The organism is Exiguobacterium undae DSM 14481 (genome assembly GCF_000620805.1).
GTDB lineage: Bacteria > Bacillota > Bacilli > Exiguobacteriales > Exiguobacteriaceae > Exiguobacterium_A > Exiguobacterium_A undae.
Genome location: NZ_KK211187.1, coordinates 1,145,225 through 1,160,725 on the forward strand (window position 1 = coordinate 1,145,225; position 15,501 = coordinate 1,160,725).

At 45.6% G+C, this 15,501-nt stretch carries 16 protein-coding genes; 12 read left to right on the plus strand and 4 right to left on the minus strand.

The window, feature by feature from the left end; all coding sequences use genetic code 11:
* The first annotated feature begins 82 nt into the window (after nucleotides 1–82).
* Nucleotides 83–751: a potassium channel family protein gene (locus P397_RS0106420; RefSeq protein WP_012370886.1), complete on the plus strand. Its 669-nt coding sequence runs from the start codon at nucleotides 83–85 to the stop codon at nucleotides 749–751.
* A 54-nt stretch (nucleotides 752–805) separates the two neighbouring features.
* Here the strand turns inward: P397_RS0106420 and P397_RS0106425 are convergent, their stop codons facing one another.
* The gene (locus P397_RS0106425; protein WP_026832507.1) at nucleotides 806–1,582 is read right to left on the minus strand and encodes a Cof-type HAD-IIB family hydrolase; all 777 of its coding nucleotides are present in this window, start codon (nucleotides 1,580–1,582) and stop codon (nucleotides 806–808) included.
* A 170-nt stretch (nucleotides 1,583–1,752) separates the two neighbouring features.
* Here P397_RS0106425 and P397_RS0106430 point away from each other — a divergent pair, with 170 nt between their 5' ends.
* Nucleotides 1,753–1,971: a DNA-dependent RNA polymerase subunit epsilon gene (locus P397_RS0106430; protein ID WP_026832508.1), complete on the plus strand. Its 219-nt coding sequence runs from the start codon at nucleotides 1,753–1,755 to the stop codon at nucleotides 1,969–1,971.
* Nucleotides 1,968–3,635 carry a ribonuclease J1 gene (gene rnjA / locus P397_RS0106435; protein WP_026832509.1) on the plus strand — a complete coding sequence of 556 codons (1,668 nt, stop codon included), beginning with the start codon at nucleotides 1,968–1,970 and terminating at the stop codon, nucleotides 3,633–3,635. The genes P397_RS0106430 and rnjA overlap by 4 nt, the downstream gene beginning before the upstream one ends.
* Nucleotides 3,636–3,687: 52 nt before the next feature.
* Here rnjA and def read toward each other — a convergent pair whose 3' ends face one another.
* A complete protein-coding gene (gene def / locus P397_RS0106440) occupies nucleotides 3,688–4,227 on the minus strand; it encodes a peptide deformylase (RefSeq protein WP_026832510.1) in 540 nt (179 codons plus the stop codon).
* A 378-nt stretch (nucleotides 4,228–4,605) separates the two neighbouring features.
* On the opposite strand from def, the gene pdhA reads away from it, so the two are divergent.
* The 5 genes from pdhA to P397_RS0106465 all read left to right on the plus strand — a co-directional run bounded on the left by pdhA (nucleotide 4,606) and on the right by P397_RS0106465 (nucleotide 9,928).
* On the plus strand, nucleotides 4,606–5,688 hold the full coding sequence (pdhA, locus tag P397_RS0106445; RefSeq protein WP_012370881.1) for a pyruvate dehydrogenase (acetyl-transferring) E1 component subunit alpha: 1,083 nt from the start codon (nucleotides 4,606–4,608) through the stop codon (nucleotides 5,686–5,688).
* 3 nt (nucleotides 5,689–5,691) lie between these two features.
* Nucleotides 5,692–6,669 (plus strand): alpha-ketoacid dehydrogenase subunit beta, encoded by a 978-nt coding sequence (locus P397_RS0106450; RefSeq protein WP_028105964.1) that lies wholly within the window; start codon nucleotides 5,692–5,694, stop codon nucleotides 6,667–6,669.
* Nucleotides 6,670–6,790: 121 nt separating this feature from the next.
* On the plus strand, nucleotides 6,791–8,095 hold the full coding sequence (locus P397_RS0106455; RefSeq protein WP_026832512.1) for a dihydrolipoamide acetyltransferase family protein: 1,305 nt from the start codon (nucleotides 6,791–6,793) through the stop codon (nucleotides 8,093–8,095).
* Nucleotides 8,096–8,098: 3 nt separating this feature from the next.
* Nucleotides 8,099–9,511, plus strand: a complete 1,413-nt coding sequence (lpdA, locus tag P397_RS0106460) for a dihydrolipoyl dehydrogenase (protein WP_026832513.1) — start codon at nucleotides 8,099–8,101, stop codon at nucleotides 9,509–9,511.
* A 108-nt stretch (nucleotides 9,512–9,619) separates the two neighbouring features.
* Nucleotides 9,620–9,928, plus strand: a complete 309-nt coding sequence (locus P397_RS0106465) for an SAV0927 family protein (protein ID WP_028105965.1) — start codon at nucleotides 9,620–9,622, stop codon at nucleotides 9,926–9,928.
* A 52-nt stretch (nucleotides 9,929–9,980) separates the two neighbouring features.
* On the opposite strand, the gene P397_RS0106470 is transcribed toward P397_RS0106465, so the two are convergent.
* Nucleotides 9,981–11,468 carry an aminotransferase class I/II-fold pyridoxal phosphate-dependent enzyme gene (locus P397_RS0106470; RefSeq protein WP_028105966.1) on the minus strand — a complete coding sequence of 496 codons (1,488 nt, stop codon included), beginning with the start codon at nucleotides 11,466–11,468 and terminating at the stop codon, nucleotides 9,981–9,983.
* 132 nt (nucleotides 11,469–11,600) lie between these two features.
* Between P397_RS0106470 and P397_RS0106475 the strand changes: the two genes are divergently transcribed.
* From P397_RS0106475 to P397_RS0106485, 3 genes are all read left to right on the plus strand, one after another.
* The gene (locus P397_RS0106475; RefSeq protein ID WP_028105967.1) at nucleotides 11,601–11,873 is read left to right on the plus strand and encodes a UPF0223 family protein; all 273 of its coding nucleotides are present in this window, start codon (nucleotides 11,601–11,603) and stop codon (nucleotides 11,871–11,873) included.
* Between the two features lie 277 nt (nucleotides 11,874–12,150).
* Nucleotides 12,151–12,339, plus strand: coding sequence for a hypothetical protein (locus tag P397_RS0106480; protein WP_026832517.1), 189 nt, complete (start codon nucleotides 12,151–12,153; stop codon nucleotides 12,337–12,339).
* Nucleotides 12,340–12,478: 139 nt separating this feature from the next.
* On the plus strand, nucleotides 12,479–13,258 hold the full coding sequence (locus P397_RS0106485) for an inositol monophosphatase family protein (protein ID WP_028105968.1): 780 nt from the start codon (nucleotides 12,479–12,481) through the stop codon (nucleotides 13,256–13,258).
* 18 nt (nucleotides 13,259–13,276) lie between these two features.
* Here the strand turns inward: P397_RS0106485 and P397_RS17920 are convergent, their stop codons facing one another.
* Nucleotides 13,277–13,447: a DUF5325 family protein gene (locus P397_RS17920; protein WP_160168498.1), complete on the minus strand. Its 171-nt coding sequence runs from the start codon at nucleotides 13,445–13,447 to the stop codon at nucleotides 13,277–13,279.
* Nucleotides 13,448–13,634: 187 nt separating this feature from the next.
* On the opposite strand from P397_RS17920, the gene typA reads away from it, so the two are divergent.
* On the plus strand, nucleotides 13,635–15,482 hold the full coding sequence (gene typA / locus P397_RS0106495) for a translational GTPase TypA (protein WP_026832519.1): 1,848 nt from the start codon (nucleotides 13,635–13,637) through the stop codon (nucleotides 15,480–15,482).
* Nucleotides 15,483–15,501 lie beyond the last annotated feature (19 nt).

The following is a 15,501-nucleotide window of genomic DNA, read 5'->3' on the forward strand; positions in this document are numbered from 1 at the left end:
CGTTGTGAAAGCGTTCATAGTATTTTATAAATGAATCGGGTAAACTACTACTGAAGCAGAAACGTGAAGGAGAGTTGAAAAAATGAATGGAGAATTTGCAGTAATCGGATTAGGACGGTTCGGGGGTTCCATCGTCCGGGAGTTATCGAAAAATGGATACGACGTCCTGGCGATTGATTCAGATGAAGAACGCGTCAACGAATATATGGGGATTGCGACACATTCCGTTATCGCAGATACGACAGATGAGAACGTCCTAAAAAGCCTCGGTATCCGAAACTTTGATCATGTCATCGTAGCAATCGGAGAGAACATCCAGGCTTCGATTTTAACGACCTTGATTTTAAAGGAGCTTGGTGTGCAGTCCATCACCGTCAAAGCAACGAACGACTACCATGAAAAGGTGTTACGAAAAATCGGGGCAGACTTCATCGTCCATCCGGAGCGGGATATGGGTGTGCGGATTGCCAACGGATTGATGAGTTCAAACATCCTCGACTATCTCGACTTGTCGCAGGAATTCTCCATCGTTGAGATCAAAGTCAGCGATCGGATGGCAAACCAAACGTTGATTGATCTTGATTTACGCAGCAAGTACGGAGCAAATGTCGTGGCCATCAAGCGGGGAGAAAACGTCATGATTTCCCTGCAGGCCGATGAGCTGATTGAAAAAGGAGATTACCTTGTCGTGATTGGCGAAAACGATGACTTGGATCGTCTCGAACGTGCCATCCATAAAGTGAAAAACTAAAAACAAAGGGAAGATCACGAAACCGTGATCTTCCCTTTACTTGTCGCCAATGGATTAAATTAGTTGGAATTCTTTTAATCCGTGAGCAATACCATCTTCTAAAATGTGTTTAGTGACGAAGTCGGCAGCTGCTTTCGTTTCGTCAAGACCGTTCCCCATCGCGATGCCCGTTCCGACATAACGTAACATCTCCAAGTCATTTAAGGCATCACCAAACGCAAACGTATCTTCACGTCGTATGTTCGTCAGTTTTAAGAATTGTTTGATGCCGTCTGCTTTAGAGGAACCGACGTTGATGACATCCATCGCATTTGGATGCCAGCGGATGAAATCAAACGCTTGATAATTCTTGACATATTCCGCTTCTTCTTCCGCTGTACAATAGACAAGGGTCTGGAAGACGTCGTGCGTCAAAAAAGGCTGTTCTTTAAATGAAGGGAGTGGGATATCAAGCCCTCCAAGAGATGCTTTCACTAGCTCATCGGCAGGCTGCGTCGAGAAGCCCTGTTTTTCGCCTAAGTAGACGAGTGTATGTCCATTCTTCTGCGCTCGAGCCGTTAAGTGTTCAAGATCAGCAATCGGCTGAGGGCGTTTGTAGATGATTTCATTTTGATGGACGACGATTTGTCCGTTGTAACCAATGATGGTGTCGATATTCAGCAGTTCACGTACACCGGACAACATAGCCGGTCCACGTCCTGTTGCGATGGCGACATAAACACCATTCGCTTGTAGTTGTTTGATCGCTTGTTTCGTTGACTCTGGAACGAAATGTCCATCGTGAAGTAAGGTTCCATCGATATCGAAAAAGACGACTTTCTGATTTGCCATGGTTTCACCTTCTCTTTTTAATTGGCTTTTCAGCCGGATACATGTGGAATTATAGCACAGCGTTCCCATTTACGCAGAGCTTGGATGAGGAATAGGATGAAAAAATAGTAGGATATCGTGTATACTAATCTAAGGACAAAAAACAATGGACTGATAAGGAGTTGCTAAACATGATTTTTAAAGTATTTTATCAACCGCTTCGTTCAGAAGCCCCGGTACGGGAACGAACAGAAGTGATGTACGTCGAAGGAGAGAACATTCGTGAAGTGCGAACAGCGATTGATCATCTCATCAAAGACATTAACGTCGAATTCATCCGCGAAGTCAGCGGAGAGTTTTTGGAATATGAAAAATTAAGCCCAGACTACAAGGTTGAAACGTTCGCATGAAGTTCGTTAAAAACCATCAAGCAGCCGTATTCGCACTCGGCGGTTTAGGAGAAATCGGGAAAAACACGTATGTCGTCCAATTTCAGGATGAGATCATCGTCATCGATGCTGGTGTCATGTTCCCGGAAGATGAATTACTTGGGATTGATTATGTCATTCCAGATTATACGTACTTGATCAAAAACAAAGAAAAAGTAAAAGGTGTCTTCATCACCCACGGTCACGAAGACCATATCGGTGGTCTGCCGTTCTTGTTGAAGCAGGTGAACTTACCGATCTACGCGGGGAAAATTGCGCTTGGTCTCATTAAAGTGAAGCTGGAAGAGCACGGTTTGTTGCGGAATGCAGAACTTCACGAAATTGATGAAGATTCAATCATCAAATTCCGGAAGACGAGCATCTCGTTTTTCCGCACGACCCACTCGATTCCAAATTCATTTGGAGTCGTCGTCAAAACACCACAAGGTAACATCGTTCATACCGGAGACTTTAAATTCGACTTTACGCCGGTTGGAGAACCAGCTGATCTGACGAAGATGGCTGAGCTTGGAAAAGAGGGTGTACTTTGTCTCTTGTCCGATTCGACGAATGCGGAGATCGAAGGCTTTACGATGAGCGAACGAGTCGTCGGGGATACGATTTCAAACATCTTCCGTAAAGCAGAGGGACGGATCATCTTTGCGACTTTTGCCTCGAATATCTACCGTCTGCAACAAGTCGTCAATGCATCGGTCGAAGCCGGCCGGAAAATCGTCGTCTTCGGACGCAGCATGGATAAAGTCATGATGATTGGTCAAGAGCTTGATTTTATCAAAGCGCCGAAAGGGACCATCATCGAACCGAATGAAATGAAACGATACAAAGCGAATGAATTGACGATTCTGTGTACAGGATCGCAAGGTGAGCCGATGGCGGCGCTCAGTCGAATCGCCAACGGAACGCACCGTCAAATTTCAATCATTCCCGACGATTTGGTCATCTTCTCTTCGTCACCGATCCCAGGAAACGTCGTTTCGGTCGGGAAAACCATCAACCAGCTGTATAAAGCGGGTGCTGATGTCATGTACGGCAAGTTAAACGATATCCATACGTCAGGTCACGGAAGCCAGCAGGAACAGTTGTTGATGCTCCGCCTGTTAAAACCGAAGTATTTCATGCCGATCCACGGGGAATACCGGATGCTCAAAAAACATATGTCGCTTGCGATGGATGCAGGTGTTCCGGAAGAAAATTGTTTCGTCATGGATAATGGCGAAGTGTTGGCACTTGATGCCAATGCAGCAGCGATTACCGGGAAAATCCAAGCCAATGCTGTTTATGTAGATGGAAAAGGAATTGGAGATATTGGAAACATCGTCCTGCGTGATCGTCGTATTCTTTCAGAAGAAGGACTCGTCGTCGTCGTCGTGACACTCGATTCCAAAACGAATCGTCTCGTCTCCGGACCGGACATCATTTCACGCGGATTCGTCTACATGCGTGAGTCCGGCAACTTGATCAAAGATGCCGAACGTCTCTTGAAACGGTCGCTTGAGCAATCTCTTGCGAATCGCAATACGAAATGGACGGACATCAAACAAGTGATCAACGATACGCTGACACCTTATTTGACAGAAAAAACACAACGTCATCCAATGGTCATGCCGATCATCATGGAAGTGTGACGCCAAAAAAAGACATTCCCACATTGTGGGAATGTCTTTTTGTATGCGTTTCTCAGAGCGGTGAACCGTAATCCTTGAACGGCTCCTTGTCATCGATTCGATCATAAAACATGATACCGTCCAAGTGATCGTATTCATGCTGACAGACGACGGCTTTTAATCCTTTTAATCTTAATTTTACAGGATTTCCGTTATGATCGATCCCAGACAGGGTAATACGCATATAGCGCGGTACGTGCCCTTCGACTTCACGATCGACGGATAAACAGCCTTCGCCTCCGGCCAGATACGTTTGTTCTACGGAGTGACTGATGATTTTAGGATTGTAGATCCCGAACTCAAGTAAATCATCCCCGTCCTGTAAACGAACGGCGAACATCCGTTTATTGACGCCAATCTGGGGAGCGGCTAATCCGATCCCGCTGCGCAAATCATATTTTTCAGCTAGTTCATCGTCTTGACTGTTGGACAAATATTCCATCATAAGACGCATCGTTTCTTTATCTTCCTCACTCAGTGGGAAGGTAACGTCGACAGATCGTTCGTGAAGCGAAGGTACGTCTTCCCGGACAATCTCATTCATGGTAATCATGAACAGCACCCCTTTCATCTAAAAAAATTATAGCATAACAAGGGAGGAATATTAATAACTAACACAGGTGCCGATAGTTGAATAGTACAGAAGTAACAACGTTCTTAAAATGTGATGGATTTCACAAGAGAGTTCGCTAAAAAAAATAAAACATTTCCTTTGATTTTATAGGTGTTACAGTTTTATACTTGTAACGTAATGAACAAGACATGCATTCGTGTCTCGTCATGTTAATACAGTTTACTCAACTGGATAGGTACACAGATATATGTTCAAGAAAAGGTCATACGGGACTTCATTTTTTGAACACTATTCGTATGTGAGCAAATCAGTCAGAGGAATATTTCGCTGAGCACAGTGAAAGGATGAGGTGAAAAGATGAACTTAAACATGTTTAAAAACGTGGAAGAAAACTTTGAAACATTCCGCATTCTGGATGAGAAAGGTGAAGTCGTCAACAAAGACGCTATGCCGGATCTCTCAGATGAAGAGCTTACGGAATTAATGCGTCGTCTCGTCTACACACGTATTTGGGACCAACGCGCAATCTCACTCAACCGTCAAGGACGTCTTGGTTTCTATGCGCCAGTCGCAGGACAAGAAGCGTCAATGATCGGTTCACAATTCGCTTTAGATAAAGATGACTGGATCCTTCCAGGTTACCGTGATATCCCCCAAATGGTCTTCCACGGTTTCCCGCTTTATAAAGCATTCTTGTTCTCACGTGGACACATCACAGGCGGTAAGATTCCTGAAGGTGTAAACGTCTTAATGCCACAGATCATCATCGGTGCACAAATCGTGCAAGCTGCCGGTGTCGCACTCGGTCTTAAGAAAAGTGGAAAAGAACAAGTCGCAATCACTTACACAGGTGATGGCGGATCATCACAAGGTGACTTCTACGAAGGTATGAACTTTGCCGGAGCATTCAAAGCACCTGCGATCTTCGTTGTCCAAAACAACCGTTTTGCGATTTCAACACCGGTTGAAAAACAATCGATGGCGAAAACAATCGCGCAAAAAGCTGTTGCAGCGGGTATCAACGGAATTCAAGTTGACGGAATGGATGTTCTTGCCGTCTACGCAGCAACAAAACAAGCTCGTGTTGAAGCACTGAACGGTGTACCGACATTGATCGAAACACTCACATATCGTTACGGACCACATACACTTGCTGGAGATGACCCAACACGTTACCGTACAAAAGATATGGACGATGAGTACCAAGCACAAGATCCACTCGTTCGTTTCCGTGCGTTCATGGAAACAAAAGGTCTTTGGAACGAAGACAAAGAGAACGAAGTGATTGAACAAGCAAAAGCGGATGTTAAAGAAGCACTCGCTCAAGCAGATAAAGAACCAAAACAAAAAGTAACAGACTTCATCAACGTGATGGCTGAAAAGTTACCACAAAACCTGCAAGAGCAGCTTGATGAGTATACAGCAAAGGAGTCGAAATAACCCATGGCACAAATGACGATGATCCAAGCGATCACTGACGCAATGCGCGTCGAGATGAAACGCGACGAGCAAGTTCTCTTGTTCGGTGAAGACGTCGGTAAAAACGGTGGGGTATTCCGTGCGACAGAAGGTCTTCAAGATGAATTAGGCGAAGACCGTGTCTTCGATACACCACTTGCCGAGTCTGGTATCGGTGGTCTTGCAGTCGGATTCAGCTTGACTGGTTTCCGTCCAATCATGGAAATCCAATTCTTCGGATTCGTATTCGAAGTATTTGATTCTGTAGCGGCACAACTCGCACGTTTACGTTACCGTTCAGGCGGCACGTACAGTGCACCTGTCACAATCCGTTCACCATTCGGTGGCGGTGTTAAAACACCTGAGCTTCATGCAGATAACTTGGAAGGATTAATGGCTCAGTCACCAGGACTTAAAGTCGTCATCCCTTCAACTCCGTATGATGCAAAAGGTCTTTTGATCGCATCAATCCGCGACAACGATCCAGTTGTGTTCCTTGAGCACATGAAACTGTACCGTTCATTCCGCGGTGAAGTGCCAGAGGGCGATTACACGATCGAACTCGGAAAAGCAGACATCAAACGTGAAGGTACTGACGTGACGATCGTAACGTACGGTGCAATGGTTCACGCATCACTTAAAGCAGCTGAAGAGCTCGAAAAAGAAAACATCAGCGTTGAAATCATCGACTTGATGACAATCAGCCCGATTGACATCGACACAATCGTTGCATCAGTTAAGAAAACGAACCGTGTTGTCGTCGTTCAAGAAGCTCAGAAACAAGCAGGTGTGGCTGCAATGGTCGCAACTGAAATTCAAGAGCGCGCGATTCTTGATCTTGAAGCACCGATTCTTCGTGTAGCGGCTCCTGATACAATCTTCCCATTCGCACAAGGTGAAGATTCATGGCTCCCGGACCACAAAGATATCGTTGAAAAAGTGAAAACAGTTTACAATTTCTAAGCGTGAACCGGAAAAAAGGAGAGAGGCAATTCTCTCCTTGCTTCCGTTTTAAAGATAACAATCGACTTTTTTAAAGATAACAATCGACTTTGAAGAGTGAAATAAAAGGAGGCTAATTCAAATGGGTTTATTTGAATTCAAATTACCGGATATCGGTGAGGGTATTCACGAAGGTGAAATCGTAAAGTGGTTCGTTAAAGCAGGCGACACGGTCAAAGAAGATGACATTCTTCTTGAAGTCCAAAACGATAAAGCAGTCGTTGAAATCCCGTCACCAGTTGATGGCACAGTTAAAGAAGTAACAGTAGACGAAGGTGTCGTAGCCGTCGTTGGCGACGTATTGATTACATTCGACGTTGAGGGTGAAGGTTCAGCTCCTTCTGAAGAAGAAGCTCCAGAACAACCTAAAGCAGCAGATAACGCAAAAGATGTCCAAGACACAGACAGCAAAGTCGAAGACAAACCAACTGAAGTTCAAATCCATAAATCAGAACGTGTCATCGCGATGCCTTCAGTACGTAAGTATGCGCGTGAAAAAGGCGTAGACATCCGTGAAGTTCAAGGTTCTGGTGACAACGGTCGTGTTGTTAAAGAAGATATCGATGCATTCGCAAACGGTGGACAATCTTCTGCTTCAGCTACACCAGCAACAGAAGAAAAAGCACCAGCGGCACAAGCTTCAGCACCTAAATCTGAAGTGAAGCCTTACGTTGCGGCTCAGCCTGAGCTTGAAACACGCGAGAAGATCAAAGGAATCCGTAAAGCGATTTCGAAAGCAATGGTCAACTCGAAACACACGGCTCCACACGTAACGTTGATGGACGAAGTCGATGTAACGAATCTTGTTGCTCTTCGCAAAAACTTCAAAGAAGTTGCAGCGGCACAAGGTACGAAATTGACATACCTTCCATTCGTCGTGAAAGCATTGACAGCAGCGGCTAAGAAATACCCTGCCATCAACGCATCAATCGACGATGTCAACGAAGAAGTCGTTTACAAAAACTACTTCAACATCGGTATCGCAGCAGACACAGACAACGGTCTTGTTGTTCCTGTCGTCAAAGATGCAGACCGTAAATCAATCTTCGCATTAGCAGACAACATCAACGATCTTGCTGGTAAAGCACGCGAAGGTAAACTTTCTGGTGAGGAAATGAAAGGCGGATCGATCACGATTACAAACATCGGTTCTGCTGGCGGACAATGGTTCACACCGGTCATCAACCACCCAGAAGTTGCAATTCTCGGAATCGGCCGTATTGCTGAAAAAGCAGTCGTCAAAAACGGTGAAATCGTTGCGGCACCAGTACTCGCTCTTTCATTCAGCTTTGACCACCGTCTCATCGATGGTGCAACTGCACAAAACGCGCTTAACTTGGTTAAACGCTTGTTGAACGACCCACAACTTCTCATTATGGAGGGATAAGCAATGGTAGTAGGTGAATTCGCACAAGAAACAGATTTACTCGTAATCGGGGCTGGCCCTGGTGGTTACGTCGCTGCAATCCGCGGTGCGCAACTCGGACTTAAAGTAACAATCGTCGAACGTGAAAACGTCGGTGGTGTTTGTTTGAACGTCGGATGTATCCCGTCAAAAGCCTTGATCACAGCTGGACATAACTTCCAACATGCAAAAGGTTCTGACTCAATGGGAATCACGTCTGAAAACGTTGCAGTCGATTTCTCAAAAGTTCAATCTTGGAAACAGTCTGTCGTCAACAAATTGACTGGCGGTGTTGGTGGCCTTCTTAAAGGTAACAACGTCGAGACAGTTGTTGGGGAAGCGTACTTCCAATCTGAAGATACAGTTCGTATCATCAACGAAGATTCTTCTACACCTTACAAATTCAAAAAATGTATCATCGCAACAGGTTCGACTCCAATCGAACTTCCAGCATTCAAATGGTCAAAACGTGTCCTTTCTTCAACAGGCGCTTTGAACCTTCCTGAACTTCCGAAAAAACTCATCGTCATCGGTGGAGGATACATCGGAATGGAGCTTGGAACAGCGTATGCAAACTTTGATACTGAAGTTGTCATCTTAGAAGGAACAAAAGATATCCTTTCTGGGTTCGAGCCGGCAATGACGCAAGTCGTCAAGAAAAAGCTCAAACAAAAAGGAAACATCACGATTCACAACGAAGCACTTGCACAAAGTGTTGAAGAGACAGAAGAAGGCGTGAAAGTTACGTTTGAAGTCAAAGGTGAAACACAAACTGTCGAAGCGGACTATGTCCTCGTCACAGTTGGTCGTCGCCCGAACACATCTGATCTCGGTCTTGAAATGGCAGAAGTCAAAGTCAGCGAACGCGGACTTGTTGAAATCGACGATCAATGCCGTACGTCGAACGAAAACATCTACGCAATCGGTGACATCGTTCCTGGACCACCACTTGCACACAAAGCTTCATTCGAAGCGAAAATTGCTGCTGAAGCGGCTGCTGGACACCCGGCATACCTCGACTACAGTGCGATTCCTGCGGTTGTCTTCACAGACCCAGAACTCGCAACAGTCGGTTATACAGAAGCGCAAGCAAAAGAAGAAGGTCTTGATTACCTCGCTTCTAAATTCCCTTACGCTGCAAACGGACGTGCTCTTGCACTCAACGAGCCGGACGGCTTCTTGAAAATGATCACACGTAAATCAGACGGTCTCTTGATCGGTGCTCAAATCGCTGGTACAGGCGCATCTGACATGATCGCAGAGATGGGACTCGCAATCGAGTCTGGCATGACTGCTGAAGATATCGCACTCACAATCCATGCACACCCTTCACTTGGTGAAATCGCAATGGAAACAGCTGAAGTAGCAATCGGAAGCCCGATCCACATCATCAAATAAGTAATGAAGACCTTGAAACGGGGAGCCGACCGTTTCAAGGTCTTTTTTTTGTTCGTTTAACTCTGCTTAAAAATAGGAAAAGAATAAAAAAAGAGAGGGTGAGTTGCAGTGGAACCTCAATTGTCTCCGATCGAAGAACTGTATCATGTCTCAGAAGTGGATAAGGTCCGATTCATTGGTGTCACAACTGATCATGCCCGGTATGATTTTGGTGTGATCTTTACAGGTCAATTTTTCGGGAAGATGTTGGTCGTCAGCCTCAGCAGCGGACGCGCGGCTTTGTTGGATCATGAAGATGTCCTCGACGCAGATGTCCTGCACCGGATACTTGATGTGGATCCGATTGATGCTGGGGCGGTCGGAGACTTTTTAGGAACCCTGTTACCTTACGTCCCCCGTTATGAACAGGCGGACTAAAAAAATCCTGCAGGTGCTTTACGCACCTGCAGGATTTTTGGAATAAAACCCGTTACCGGATGGCATTGGATTGTTGAATGACTTTGATGGTTTCGAGTGTGTGATCTTCGAGACCTTGAACCGGCAGACCGGCTTCGATGTTTTCTTTGATGTACGCCAAGTTGTCGGTCGTAATCATTTCCCCCGGAATGAAGATCGGGATACCAGGCGGATAGACCATCATGAATTCTGCCGAAATACGGCCGACCGCATCTGCGAGCGGAATAGTCTCCGTCTCTTCGTAGAAGGCGTCCCGCGGACTGAGTGCAAGCGCAGGGATATCGGGTAAGACGATCGAGTGGGAAGCGGTTTTTGAACCCGTATCCCGGTGTCGTTCAACCAGTTCAGCCATTCCTTTGAGCAAGGCGTCAATCGTCTCTTCTGAATCACCGGACGTGATGATCAACAAAATGTTGTTTAAGTCAGAAAGCTCGACTTCAATCCGATGTTCTTCGCGTAAAAATTCTTCGACGAGATGACCGGAAATCCCGAGTCCTTTGACAGAAATCAAAACTTTTGTCGGATCGAAGGCAAAGGTTGCACTCGAGTGCAGATCGGCTTCTCCGAAGACAGCGAGATAAGGAAGCTTGGCGAGCCCCATCCGCATCCGCGTCGCGAGTTCGAGTGCGCGACGGTTCATCGCCTCACCATTGATGGCAAGGTGACGACGGGCACAGTCGAGTGACGCAAGCAACAAATAAGAGGTTGAAGTCGTCGTCAGCATCGAGAGGACGGCTTGTACCTTATCAGGTGACACAAGACCACGACGGACGTTTAAGACAGAACTCCCTGTCAAAGAGCCACCAAGTTTATGCACGCTCGTCGCAGCAAGGTCAGCGCCTGCCTGCATTGCGGATAATGGCATATCATCGTGAAACGCGATATGGACGCCGTGTGCTTCATCGACAAGGACGGGAATCCCTTTACTATGTGCCAGCGTAACGATGCTCTCCAGGTCGCCAGCAACGCCGAAATACGTCGGATTGATCACGAGGACGGCTTTTGTATCCGGGTGCAGGCTGAGTGCACGTTCGACGGCACTTGGCGTAATCCCGTGTGCGATGCCGAACATTTCATCAAATTCAGGATGAATGAAAATCGGATGCGCTCCAGAAAGAACGATAGCCGACATCACCGATTTATGGACATTTCGCGGAACAAGAATTTTATCGTCCGGACCGACGACACTCATGATCATTGCCATGATGGCGGTTGAAGTTCCCTGAACCGAGAAAAATGTTTCGTCAGCATGGAAGGCTTGCGCCGCAAGTCGGTGGGCATCTTTGATAATGCCTTTTGGATGATGAAGATCATCAAGCGGAGCGATATTGATTAAATCAATATCGAGCGCATTTTGACCGATAAATGATCGAAAAGCAGGATCCATCCCTTGGCCATTTTTATGACCGGGAATATGAAATTGAATTGGTTGACGTTTCGCATGCGCCAGCAGCGCATCGAATAAAGGTGTATCGAGCTGTGTTAAGCTTTTTGTTTGCACCAGATTTCCCCCCTTAAAACCGAATAAAAAAACAATCAAACAAGCTAACTATAACAAGTTTTCATGAGGTTGCAACTGTTTTATACGCGATTTCGTTGTAAAATAGAAAGCGTCAAGAAAGGAAGTGTCACAATGGCAGTCAATTATCCGATTAATCCGGACTGGTCTACGGACGAAATCGTTACCGTCATCCATTTTTTTAACGTCGTCGAAGAAGCCTATGAAAAAGGAGTTGATCGTAGTGCCTTCTTAAATGCTTACCAAGCGTTTAAGGCAATCGTCAACTCAAAATCAGAAGAAAAACAATTGGATCAATTTTATTTTGAAGAGACCGGATGTTCTAGTTACCGCGCCGTCCAACAAGCAAGAAAACAAGAACAACCACTCTTGCGATTGAAGAAATAAGACAGGTCTATCCACAAAAGCGTCTAACATGCGAACATGTCCTAGTGTAAGCGGCTTTCACTCCTTCATATAGAAGGGGGAAAGCCGTTTGTTTGTTTAGAAAAAACAAAAACTGGTTATATACTACATACAAGACGATATCGTGTAACTGTAATTTTTAAAAATAGATACTTTACATCTAAGTTGATTCGTACTATTATGGATTCAATCCACTAATTAGTCGCAATTGTCTGATAACTAAGTAAATTTGTTTATCCCGCGAAGGAGTGTGGTTACTGTGAAACAAGTGATAGAAGCATACAAAAGAAAAGATGCAGAAAAACGCATTCCTGTATTGCGCCTCGAAATCGATTATGAACTTGCAACGTTGCATGATGCGATCGTAGCAAGTGATACGGAAGCGGTAGGTGCGAGTAAGGAACGCCTTGAAAAATACCGTCAAGAGATGGTACGCCTCGAAGCGTAAGACATGCGTTCCATTTAACAATAAAATAACTCAAAATAAAATAATGCCAGAATCAACCAGCGAATCTTTTCGTTGGTTGTTTTTTTTTGTTACTATTATAAAGTAGTATGATGTTCGACAGACTGAAGGGGTGAGACAGATGCAGGGGCTGGAGTTGCATGCGATTGATCTGATGAAACGGGCAGGAAAGTACATCCGTCAAAAAATGGATCAGGCGTATCATATAGAAGAAAAAACGAACAAAAGTGATCTCGTCACCGAAATTGATCAACATGTAGAAGACTTGTTGATCAAGGGCATCTTGGAGAAATATCCGGACCATCTGATTTATGGAGAAGAGGGACGAATTGAGCGACCGGATACATTGGACGGCACCATCTGGTTTGTCGACCCGATTGATGGGACGATGAATTTCATTCGTCAGAAACGATTGTTCGCGGTGTCTATTGCCATCATGATTGATGGCGAATTACGTTACGGTTTTGTATATGACGTAATGGCAGATGAAATGTTCCATGCCATCAAAGGACAAGGGGCGTATGAGAATGGGATTCGTCTGGATCCAATCGAAGATCGTCCGGTCAAAGAAGCCATCATCTGCATGAATGCGACGTGGGTGACGGCGAATCGCCGGATTGATCCGAACCTGCTCGCTCCACTCGTCCGTGATGCGGTCGGAACACGTGCGGTCGGAGCAGCATCCCTTGAACTTGCTTGGGTCGCCGCCGGTCGCGTAGACGGTTACATCACGATGCGCAACATGCCTTGGGATTATGCGGCGGGGCAACTGTTGATTGAAGAGTTGGGTGGACGTGTCGGCACGATTGAAGGAGCGGACATGAGCTTTTTGGAACAGACGAGTGTTCTTGCCGGGAGTCAACGGTTTGTTTCAGACGTATTGACGTATGTGCAAAAATAAAACGCCCTGTCTGGGCGTTTAAGCTCGCTTGCGCAGCCGGGCTTTAAGAACAAAGCCGACAGCCATCGAGACAATCATCAGTAAGATGGAGACAAACATCATCACGATGTTTTGCTCTGCGATAAAAATACCGATCGAAGCCATCGACCCAACTGCCAAGATGGCTAATAATAGAAAAATAATTCGCATCTGTAGTTTCCCCCTCACGATACATGAACTCGTCTCTAGTTTAGCGTGAATCGGGGACAATGAAAAGGCTTTCGCCATCATCTTCAATCGAAGTGATTGCCAACTACCAGTCAACCTGTGCTATACTCTTAAAGTTGACCGAAAGTATTTATGGATTATTTAAATGAACAGAAAGAGGTACACACCTATGACAACAGTAGTAAGAAATGATTTACGCAACGTCGCGATCATCGCCCACGTTGACCATGGTAAAACGACACTCGTCGATGAGCTTTTAAAACAATCTGGAACATTCCGTGCGAATGAACTAGTTGAAGAACGCGCAATGGACTCAAATGATATCGAGCGTGAGCGCGGAATCACGATCCTTGCGAAAAACACAGCAATCGATTACAAAAATACACGCATCAACATCGTTGATACACCAGGTCACGCCGATTTCGGTGGTGAGGTTGAACGTATCATGCGTATGGTTGACGGCGTTATCCTCGTTGTTGACGCACGTGAAGGCTGTATGCCACAAACACGTTTCGTATTGAAAAAAGCACTTGAGCAAGGTCTCCAGCCAATCGTCGTCGTCAATAAAATTGACAAGCCGATGGTTCGTCCGCTCGAAGTTGTTGACGAAGTCGTCGACCTCTTGATTGACCTTGGAGCAGATGAAGATCAGCTCGAATTCCCAGTCGTTTATGCATCGGCAGTCAACGGCTCAAGTTCATTTGACCCTGAACTTGAAAATCAAGAAGATACAATTACAAACGTTCTTGACTTGATTCTTGAACACACACCGGCTCCTGTTGATAACAGCATGGATCCATTACAATTCCAAGTTACGATGCTTGATTACGATAACTACCTTGGTCGTATCGGAGTAGGACGCGTCTTCCGTGGAGAAATCAAAGTTGGAGACAGCGTGTCGCTTTCTAAACTTGATGGATCAATCAAAAACTTCCGTGTAACGAAATTATTCGGTTACTTCGGTCTGAAGCGCGTCGAAATCGAAGCAGCGAAAGCTGGAGATTTGATCGCAATCGCAGGAATGGAAGACATCAACGTTGGGGAAACGGTTTGCCCGACTTCACACGTCGATCCACTCCCATTACTTCGTATCGATGAGCCGACTCTTCAAATGACGTTCATCGTCAACAACTCGCCATTCGCTGGTCGTGAAGGTGACCTCGTCACTTCGCGTAAAATCGAAGAGCGTCTTGAAAAAGAGCTTGAAACAGACGTTTCACTCCGCATCGAAAACACAGATTCGCCGGACCGCTGGATCGTATCTGGCCGTGGTGAGCTTCACCTCGGTATCTTGATCGAAAACATGCGTCGTGAAGGATACGAAATTCAAGTATCTAAACCGCAGGTAATCATCAAGGTTGAAGACGGCGTAAAAGTTGAGCCGTTTGAGCGCGTTGTCATTGATACACCGGAAGAATACACTGGTGGCGTCATGGAATCGATTGGTCTCCGTAAAGGTGAACTGACGAACATGCAAACAATGGATAACGGACAAACAAAAATGGAGTTCATCGTTCCTTCACGTGGATTGATCGGATACCGGAATGAATTCTTATCTGCAACACGCGGATACGGAATCATGAACCACACATTCGAAGAATACCGTCCGTTCATCAATGCAGACATCGGTGGACGCCGCAGTGGTGTTATGGTTTCAATCGAAACTGGTAAAGCAACTGCTTACGCTATCTCTGCACTCGAAGACCGCGGAACGATCTTCATCGAGCCAGGCCTTGAAGTATACGAAGGAATGATCATCGGGGAATGTAACCGTGACGTCGATCTCGCTGTTAACGTCGTTAAAGCGAAACAATTAACGAACATGCGTGCATCTGCGAAGGATACGACAAACGTTCTTAAACGTCCACGTGTCTTCTCGCTTGAAGAATCGTTGACATTCTTGAATGAAGATGAGTACTGTGAAATCACACCAGAATCAGTTCGTCTTCGTAAACAAGTATTGAACAAAAACGAACGTGAAAAACAAGACAAGCGTCGTCGTCTTGGTAAAGACTAAGCTCTTAACACGTAAGGGG

Coding starts and splice junctions, on each gene's coding strand:
- def (WP_026832510.1), bottom strand. CDS start 4,227: ATGATTACCATGAATGAGATTGTCCGGGAAGACGTACCTTCGCTTCAC.
- rnjA (WP_026832509.1), top strand. CDS start 1,968: ATGAAGTTCGTTAAAAACCATCAAGCAGCCGTATTCGCACTCGGCGGT.
- typA (WP_026832519.1), top strand. CDS start 13,635: ATGACAACAGTAGTAAGAAATGATTTACGCAACGTCGCGATCATCGCC.
- P397_RS0106420 (WP_012370886.1), top strand. CDS start 83: ATGAATGGAGAATTTGCAGTAATCGGATTAGGACGGTTCGGGGGTTCC.
- P397_RS0106455 (WP_026832512.1), top strand. CDS start 6,791: ATGGGTTTATTTGAATTCAAATTACCGGATATCGGTGAGGGTATTCAC.
- P397_RS17920 (WP_160168498.1), bottom strand. CDS start 13,447: ATGCGAATTATTTTTCTATTATTAGCCATCTTGGCAGTTGGGTCGATG.
- P397_RS0106425 (WP_026832507.1), bottom strand. CDS start 1,582: ATGGCAAATCAGAAAGTCGTCTTTTTCGATATCGATGGAACCTTACTT.
- P397_RS0106485 (WP_028105968.1), top strand. CDS start 12,479: ATGCAGGGGCTGGAGTTGCATGCGATTGATCTGATGAAACGGGCAGGA.
- P397_RS0106475 (WP_028105967.1), top strand. CDS start 11,601: ATGGCAGTCAATTATCCGATTAATCCGGACTGGTCTACGGACGAAATC.
- P397_RS0106430 (WP_026832508.1), top strand. CDS start 1,753: ATGATTTTTAAAGTATTTTATCAACCGCTTCGTTCAGAAGCCCCGGTA.
- lpdA (WP_026832513.1), top strand. CDS start 8,099: ATGGTAGTAGGTGAATTCGCACAAGAAACAGATTTACTCGTAATCGGG.
- P397_RS0106450 (WP_028105964.1), top strand. CDS start 5,692: ATGGCACAAATGACGATGATCCAAGCGATCACTGACGCAATGCGCGTC.
- pdhA (WP_012370881.1), top strand. CDS start 4,606: ATGAACTTAAACATGTTTAAAAACGTGGAAGAAAACTTTGAAACATTC.